This window comes from Pollutimonas nitritireducens, assembly GCF_002849615.1.
In the GTDB taxonomy this organism is placed as follows: domain Bacteria; phylum Pseudomonadota; class Gammaproteobacteria; order Burkholderiales; family Burkholderiaceae_B; genus Pollutimonas; species Pollutimonas nitritireducens.
This window is the reverse complement of sequence record NZ_PDNV01000022.1, coordinates 1-8,057: the sequence shown is the minus strand read 5'-3', so window position 1 is coordinate 8,057 and position 8,057 is coordinate 1. Positions and strand designations below refer to the sequence as shown.

Sequence of the window (8,057 nt, the reverse complement as noted above, 5' to 3'; positions counted from 1 at the left end):
GAACACGAACAGATGATGCAATGGCATGGCGGCCCATTCGATCCAGCTGCCTTCGACCTTCAAGAGGTCAACGAGCGGCTGATGCAGATTCGGATTTAACGCAACACGGTGCTGGCCGGGCCGTTACGTCTGAGAGGCCACGCTTGAGCAACTGTTCCTTGCGCAAGCGCTGGGTGGGATTAAGCGATTCAGGTAGCTCCGGATCGATCTTGACGTGTCGGGGAACACGAAGGCGGGAGATACGGATGTACGCGGGCTGATCGATAAGCTTCGCTTCACGCAGGGCGATGGCCAACGCCGAGCAGCTTACCCGCAGCTTGTTGGCCCAATCGATAGAGTTAGAATCACTCCACCCATTTGCGTCAGGGAGCTTCGATAGGAAGGCCGGAGGGATGAGGTAACAGGAGGCGAATCGGTTCGCGCGCACTTCCGTCAGATTAGTGCCGTCAGACCGCTCGAAGCTAACACTCACTTCCTGATCGGAGTCGAAAATGGCATGGGCCATCTCGAGCTCAGGCGGCAAAGAGTATGAAATTCGTACCCCGGATATGGGCACCGGATCGCTATACTGTAGGCAATCACAATTTTTCACGTGAAGCGAAGGTCTGGGCCTCAGCATGTTGGGAAGGTGGGATTCGATGACGGTTAACCGAGAATCTCGAAAGAGCCTGTTCCAACCGGACGAACGCCACGTGAAAGATTGGACTATTGCCGCGCTCATGGTCGGTTTAAAAACGGCAGCATGGGCGGGAAACCTGGTGCTGTGGGACAAGCTTGAGACACTGGGCGGGGCGGCGAAGCTAGCACCCCGAGCTGAATGGCTGGCGGGCGAAGACGGCTCCATACCTGGCGGCATTTTTCTGAAGGCTTTCTTGAAACAGTTTTCTGCTTCAGGAAGGCTGGGCTGTTCCTCACCACCCTGGGTAGCGAAGAGACTCAAGAGCTCAATCCGGAACAGCCTAATAACTAGTAGCGTGGCTACGGGGAGGCTCGCCCGTAAGGGGGAGGGGCAAAGCCCCCTTATAAGATGGATACGCAATAACTCAAAAGACGATGTTATTTCTGAAGCTTCAATCTACGCCCTACGATCGAAAGCGGTTAGCACCGCACAGCATAAACCGAAAGATAGGCCGATTACGGAAACGGTAGGTACGTCCATCCAGTCGCCTCGCGGGTACGGTAAGCAGCTTATAAGGGCCGGATGCTGTTGCTCATCGAAAGCCTTCGGGTGCCAATGGGTCTCTGTGACTGACATGTTCGCCTGCCGTAGGGCTGGCGCGTGGGCAGCTCCGTCTACCGACTTCATATTTCGTTGCCTTGGAGCAGGCGCTGACATTTAATTCTATGACGAACTCGGGGAGCCTCCAGCACACCCATGTACGAACATGGGGCATGCCGGTGGCACTCACCTTTAAGCGCTAGTTTGTCGAAAGATTCATTTTCCGTGCTAGACCGCCCCAAATTTTCGCGTCAGACGAGACGGTTTGGGCGAACGTTTCGCGACTGACAGGAGTTGGCAGGTCGCCCTGTGCCTTGAAGGCTTTATCAACATCCGGGTCGCGGAGAATCTCGTTAATCTCCTTGTTGAGTTTTTCGGCTATCTCAGTTGGAAGTCCGGGTGGTCCGAAAATGCCCACGTAGTGACGCACAGCAAAATCCTTAATCCCGCTCTCGCTTGCAGCTGGTAGATCGGACAAGAGGGGGAAGCGCTCTGGCCCGGTGGTTGCCAGACCCTTGATCCGTCCGGTGGCAAAGTGAGGTGCGACGGTGGAGATGTTCGCTACGCTAAAGAGCACATCACCGGAAATAAGGGCGACCGCGACCTCTGAGCCAGCAGCGTACGGCACATGCTCGGCTTTGCCGTCGATCTTATTCAAAAATAGTTGGCCACCCAAATGTACCAAGGTGCCATTGCCCGTAGACGCAAAGTTGTACTTGCCGGGTTCATCCTTGATTTGCTTGACGAGGTCGGGAAGCGTGGAACCTTTAAAGCCTGTACCAGCAGCTATAACAAAGGGTACCCGCATCATCTGTGCAATAGGAACCAGCTCGTCAGACTTGTAGGAAAGATTTTCGTAAAGAACTGGGGCTATAGACATGGTTCCAGTAGCAGAGACTAGCAGCGAATACCCGTCGGGCTTTCCGGCAGCCGCGTGCGCAGAGCCGATAGTGCCCCCGGCACCCGGTTTATACTCGACTACGAAGGGCTGTCCCAATCGCGCTGATAGCTTATCGGCCACGATGCGTGTAATGCTGCCGATAGATGCTCCCGCTCCAAACGGCACGGTAATTGTGACCGGCTTGGAGGGGTAGTCCGCCGCTTGCGATATTGCGGACAGTGGGGACATCACGGCGAACAGCGCCGTGGCTAAAATTAATTTCTTCATTTTTTATCTCCTCTATGTGGGCAACAATGCCCGTAGCCCAGTCAGGGCATGAAGTAGCCGCCATTGATGTCAAACACGGCACCAGTAATAAAAGAAGTTTCTTCGCCGGCGAGGTAAGCGACCATGGCAGCAACTTCCTCTGGCTCACCGATACGTCCCACCGGTATGTTTTTCTTGTAGTTTGCCGTCATGTGCGCGTCCAGTTGTCCGCCAAGCCCGGCATCGATAGTGCCAGGCGCGATGCAATTCACTGTGATCCCGTCTTTAGCAACCTGTGAGGCGAACATCCGCGAAAAGCCGATGAGGCCTGCCTTCGATGCGGAGTAGTGCGCACCTGACACCATGGAGCGCGTGCGCCCGGCGACAGATGCCATATTAATGATGCGTCCCCAACCTCTTTCGCGCATTCGCGGAGAAGCAGTGCGGCTAAGCAGGAACGGGGCAGTAAGGTTTACCGTCAGCACCGCTTGCCACTCCGACAAAGAGACCTCCTCAGCAGTGAGGCTCTTGCCGTTGATCTTAGGAGATATTCCTGCATTGTTCACGAGAATGTCGACGCTCTCTGCGTCAGCATCTAGCTGGTCAAACAGTGCTTTGATCTCATCTTCGTCGGTGATGTCACACACCACACCGCGCGCCTGAAAGCCTCGCTGATTCAGAGCTCGGGCTTGTGCATGTACCTTTTCCGACATATCCAGAAGTAGGGCCCTGTACCCGTCTCTACACAAGCGCTCAGCAATAGCAGTCCCAAGACCACCGCATGCGCCGGTTATGAGCGCAGTTCGATTTTTCGTATTTGTCATCCACACGCCTGAAAAGTAATCATCGGCAGTTCCCAGTGGAAAGATCAGTGCGATCCGCATAAAGCAGTAGCTTGATACTTCGGGAACTTTTATAACCACCGTTATTCTAGGCAGGCGAGTTCGATGCGCCTATTGATAAATTGTTAAACGCATTTTTTAAGTTTGTTATATCGCATGTGCGCGAAATTCAATTTGCTTTACTTTTATGCGGCAAATGCGGTGCGTACGGCGTCAAAGGCGGCCACGATGATAGGCTCTTCTTTCCGTTGAGCGGCGGTGATGAAATACAGGTTTGAAGGTAGGGGAAGAGCTTCGAGCACTACTATGCCATGTGCTTCGGCTTCTCGAATGGCCACTGGCTGGCGAGCAAGAGACAACCCTATTCCACAGCGCACCATGTCGAGCATCGAAGCCTCGACATCCGCTTCAGCTGCGACGTTGGGTATGAGCCCATGCTGTTGAAACTTTGCGGACAGCAAACGGTTATAGACTGAGTTTTGGTAAGGCCATATCCAAGGCAGCTTAGCAAGGTCGCTCCAGCTTTTGCCCTCGACGCGTGAGCGCCAGCCTTGAGGCGCAATGATGAAATGCGTAAAGACTGTTAGATGTAGTGCGTGTAATTCGGGCGGTATCAGTTCCTCAGGTCCGGCGACGTAGTAGCCCGTATCAAGGCTGCCTTTAAGCACTTGGCTTTTTACCAATCCTGTCATTCCATGGTGAAGCTTAGTGCGGAGCCGCGGACAGGCGGTTACCAGATTACTCAAAAAAGTACCTAGACGCGTGATTTCCGGATTCATTGTTGTGCCGATGGAAAGCTCGCCACTGATGCTAGTCTGCATATGCGCGGCGCGCTCTTGGAGCTGACGGACTGATGCGAGTACGCGCTCCGCCAGGGGTAGGATCTCCTGCCCATCGGCGGTCAGCGACAGCCCTGTGCTCGTTCGCACCAGTAGCGTCAGATCTAATTCCTGTTGAAAGTTTTTCAACTGAATGCTCACGGCCGGCTGGGTCAGGTGCAATCTCTCGGCTGCCCGCGTGAGGTTACCCTCACGCGCCACAGCGATAAATGATCGAATGTGTTGAAGATCCATGTCCTATATGCTATTTAATCCGGGGGATACCAGCATCCTTAATGATAGCGCCGGTCTTCTCGCGTTCATCCAGCAAGTACTGTGTATATTCCTTGCCCGCCATGAACATCGGATCCGCGCCGACTTGACGAATCTTTTCCTGTACTTCCGGCATTTCAAGCGCACCCTCGATGCTCTCTTGAAGCCGATCGATGACCTCTGGTGGCGTGTTTGCCGGCACAGCCACTCCTGCCCAAGCTTCCACCGAGACGTCATAGCCCGCCTCTCGCAGAGTAGGCACATTCGGGAACTCCCTCCACCGCTCTGCGCTGCCGGAAGCGATTAGCCTCAGCTTACCAGCGTTCAAATGGCTGATCACATCAGGCGGGTTCGCGGCGATTACAGCAACCTGGCGACTCAAGAGTGCGAGAGAGGCTTCAGGTCCTGCTTTGTAGGAAATAAGTTCGAACTTACCGCCTGTTTTTCGGCCCAGGTCAAAGAAGATGAGGCTATTGGGCGTGGAGGGTGAGCCAAAGAATACCGACTGACTGCCCTTGGCCGCTTCAACGAGGTCTGAGACATTCTTGAATTCAGAGTCGGCATGCACGACAATTCCATAGCGATTCTTGCCGAAGCCTGCTACATGGATGAGATCCTCAGGCTTGATCGAGATATCCATGAGGTGAGGCGTGGTCGTGACAACCGAAGCCGAGACGATCGCTACCGTATATCCATCGGGTGATTGTTTAGCTACGTGCGCAGGGCCTAGAGTGCCTAATGCTCCGGGCTTGTTCTGCACGACGATAGTCTGTTTCAGGTTTTTTTCCATGCCCGAGGCAAGTGCGCGGGCCATGAGGTCCGTGACCCCTCCGGGCCCGAAGTTCACAACCATGGTGATGGGCCGCTCCGGGTAGGCGGCTTTTGCCGCTGCGCCCAGCGCTAACATACTGGCCACAGCAAATACCCCTCCCAAAACTCGTGCCTTTCTATAGGTTTTTAGCATGTCTCTTCCTCCTGTTGGATGTGTAACGTTTTTTATGCCCTAGATGTTCCGCTCGTTCCATAGTCTAAAGGAATGGCCGTGGTCCACCATTGCATTTTTCAAAGCCTATCATTAGAAGACTTTAATATGGTGATGCTTTCGCGAGCCGTCGAAGCAGTTTCATTTATTGCGCTTATAAGCGTATTAGAAATTCCAAAATTGCATTCCGCGCAACCTATGAGCACAATCTGGGAGGTACACCACCAATACTAATGTGCCGACGCATGACTTCCGTAGTGAGGCTTGCGGACGACTCTCATGCACAAGTCACACACTCTCAAGACGGGATACAGGACAAGGATGACGACCAAACAGTTATTGCAAAGCCCACAAAGCGCTGCCGAGGCGGTAGTCCAGGTGCTGAAAGAGGCCGGCATTGATGCGGTATTTGGCATCGCCGGCGGCCATGCGGGCCATATCTGGGCGGCGCTTGAGAAGTACCAGGATTGTATTCGCACGGTACTTGTGCGCGAGGAGTCCTTGGGCAGCGCCATGGCGGAAGTCTATGGGCGGTTAACGGGTAAGCCTGGTGTGCTTATTGGGCAAGGCCCCTGGATCCTTGGTAATGGTTTGCTTGGCACGATCGAGGCGCAGCTGTCAAGTTCGCCCATGCTGCTTTTAACGGACTTTAGCGACACGCCCGAGCTCTCGCTGCATGGCCCCTATCAGAGCGGCAGGGGTGATTATGGCGGTTGGGATGCGCGTCTGAGCTTTAAGGGGGTCACCAAACAAGTGTTTGAAGCGCATCATCCAGCAGCTGCGGTGCACGCCACGCAGTTGGCTATCAAGCATGCGATGGCGGGCCAGCCTGGACCCGTGGCGGTCCTCTTTAGTATTTCTGCCTTTACGGGACAGGTCAGCCCTGAGGACTCGCCGCGTCTTTACAGCACAAGTGCTTATTTGAGTCGTAAATCGAAGCACGTCGATCCCGAGGCGATTCAGGATGCGGCGGCAGCGCTTGGGCAGGCAAAGCGTCCGGTGATAATTGCGGGCAACGGGGTACGCATTGGTCAAGCCTACTCAGCGCTGCATAACATTGCGCAATCTCTGAACATTCCCGTGGTCACATCTCCCTCCGGCAAGGGCGTATTTGCCGAGTCCCATGGGCTAGCTTTGGGGTTGTATGGCACTTTCGGACATCCCGCCGCCAACGCTTGCGTGGGTGAATCCGATCTCATCCTGGCAGTGGGCACTAAGCTCTCCGCTTCCGATACTGCGTATGAGAATCCCTCGCTCATTGATCCGCGGCGCCAAGTACTTATTCAATTGGATATTGAATCACTTAACGCCTCATGGAGCTTTCCGGCCGATCATGTGGTTATTGGAGAGGCAGCGATCGCACTTGAGGCGTTGCGTGAAGCGGCTGTTGGATTTGATGGCCATGGAATAGAAAGAGTTAAGGCTTATCGAAAGCCTTACTTACATCAAGAGAGTGCTCAATTCGAGGATCCGACGATACCGATGTCGCCTCCGCGCCTCATAGCAGAGATGCAGCATGTATTGCCGTCCAATGCGATTGTGTGCTGCGATGCGGGGGAAAACCGCATATTCATGATGCGCTACTACACCACGCGTGAAGCTGGAGGATTTCTTCAAGCGGCAGGCGCTGGGCCTATGGGCTATGCAATACCCGCAGCCATGGGGGCGAAGCTTGTACATCCTGAGCGCCCGGTCGTAGCCGTGTGCGGCGATGGGGGCTTCTCGATGTCAATGAACGGGCTTATGACAGCCATCGAAGCAAACATTCCTATAATCACAGTGATATTTAATAATCAGATGTTAGGATGGTCGACGCATATCAGAGGCCCCTTCGCCGCACAATTTCACGACTTCGACCACGCGGCCATCGCCCAGGCCATGGGCTGCCATGGCGTCAAGGTAAACACGCCACAGGAGCTAGCTGCCGCTCTCAGAGAAGCTCTTATTGCCGAAGTGCCTACCGTGATCGACGCACGGATCTCTTCTGAGCTTTCATACAAATCGCTCATCGCTTCTTTTACTGATGCCCCGGATCTGGAAGGCGTGAAGAAGGAAGTTGGAGTAGCTGATTAATGAAATTGACTCGCTCAGTATTGATAACAGGAGGAGCGGGTGGGATCGGTCGGGCCACCGCGGAGTGCTTTGCCCGAGAGGGCTACTCCGTCTATCTTTTTGATCTAAGCGAGACGGTGCATGAGGTGGCAAAAGCGCTTAGCACCAACGCAAGCCGCATGCAAGGCAGGGTAGTGGATGTGGCAGACGAAGCTCAACTCATAGCAGCAGCGCAGTGGTGCCTAGGTGACGCTATGGGAGCGTGTGATGTGCTCGTCAACTGTGCTGGTATCTCGCCTAAAGATAGGGGTGAACCCATTCCTTTGCCGTTGCTTACTACTGCGCAGTGGGAGCAAGTGCATCGAGTGAATGTGACGGCGCCGTTTATCCTTTGCCGCGAACTCATCCCTGCCATGGCGTCACAAGGATTCGGACGGGTGATCAATATCGTGTCGCGCGCTGCTCGTACTTATGTGCCTGTCTCAGGCTTGGATTACCACACTTCAAAAACAGCGCTTATGGGATTGACGCGAGGCCTTGCGGGCGCCTATGGTGGTCAGGGCGTGACGGTAAACAGCGTCGCTCCGGGGCGTATCGCGTAAGCGATCCATCGAGCACAGGATTGTCCTCGCAGCCTGATTGCGTCATTGTTCGGCCTGTTCACTTTTATGGAGCAGCAGCATGAACAAGGGCATTGAATACTGGTCAGGGCACCTGGCGGCGA

The 8,057-nt window shown here is 54.4% G+C and carries 6 protein-coding genes; 2 read left to right on the top strand and 4 right to left on the bottom strand.

Annotation, left to right across the window (positions count from 1 at the left end; translation table 11 throughout):
- Window positions 1–1,418 precede the first annotated feature (1,418 nt).
- The 4 genes from CR155_RS20335 to CR155_RS20320 form a co-directional block, all read right to left on the bottom strand.
- Window positions 1,419–2,387, bottom strand: a complete 969-nt coding sequence (locus tag CR155_RS20335) for a Bug family tripartite tricarboxylate transporter substrate binding protein (RefSeq protein ID WP_102071882.1) — start codon at window positions 2,385–2,387, stop codon at window positions 1,419–1,421.
- 41 nt (window positions 2,388–2,428) lie between these two features.
- Window positions 2,429–3,289: an SDR family oxidoreductase gene (locus tag CR155_RS20330; protein ID WP_199171837.1), complete on the bottom strand. Its 861-nt coding sequence runs from the start codon at window positions 3,287–3,289 to the stop codon at window positions 2,429–2,431.
- A 104-nt stretch (window positions 3,290–3,393) separates the two neighbouring features.
- Entirely contained in the window at window positions 3,394–4,281 is an 888-nt protein-coding gene (locus CR155_RS20325; RefSeq protein WP_102071880.1) for a LysR family transcriptional regulator, read from the bottom strand.
- Between the two features lie 10 nt (window positions 4,282–4,291).
- A complete protein-coding gene (locus CR155_RS20320) occupies window positions 4,292–5,263 on the bottom strand; it encodes a tripartite tricarboxylate transporter substrate binding protein (RefSeq protein WP_102071879.1) in 972 nt (323 codons plus the stop codon).
- Window positions 5,264–5,602: 339 nt separating this feature from the next.
- Between CR155_RS20320 and CR155_RS20315 the strand changes: the two genes are divergently transcribed.
- Both CR155_RS20315 and CR155_RS20310 read left to right on the top strand, forming a co-directional pair.
- Window positions 5,603–7,354 carry a thiamine pyrophosphate-binding protein gene (locus CR155_RS20315; RefSeq protein WP_158238310.1) on the top strand — a complete coding sequence of 584 codons (1,752 nt, stop codon included), beginning with the start codon at window positions 5,603–5,605 and terminating at the stop codon, window positions 7,352–7,354.
- Window positions 7,354–7,935 (top strand): SDR family NAD(P)-dependent oxidoreductase, encoded by a 582-nt coding sequence (locus CR155_RS20310; RefSeq protein WP_102071877.1) that lies wholly within the window; start codon window positions 7,354–7,356, stop codon window positions 7,933–7,935. The genes CR155_RS20315 and CR155_RS20310 overlap by 1 nt, the downstream gene beginning before the upstream one ends.
- Window positions 7,936–8,057: the final 122 nt, after the last annotated feature.

Bases quoted from the DNA above. Each gene is read 5' to 3' on its own strand.
- CR155_RS20320 (WP_102071879.1), bottom strand. From the start codon at position 5,263: ATGCTAAAAACCTATAGAAAGGCACGAGTTTTGGGAGGGGTATTTGCT.
- CR155_RS20335 (WP_102071882.1), bottom strand. From the start codon at position 2,387: ATGAAGAAATTAATTTTAGCCACGGCGCTGTTCGCCGTGATGTCCCCA.
- CR155_RS20310 (WP_102071877.1), top strand. From the start codon at position 7,354: ATGAAATTGACTCGCTCAGTATTGATAACAGGAGGAGCGGGTGGGATC.
- CR155_RS20325 (WP_102071880.1), bottom strand. From the start codon at position 4,281: ATGGATCTTCAACACATTCGATCATTTATCGCTGTGGCGCGTGAGGGT.
- CR155_RS20315 (WP_158238310.1), top strand. From the start codon at position 5,603: ATGACGACCAAACAGTTATTGCAAAGCCCACAAAGCGCTGCCGAGGCG.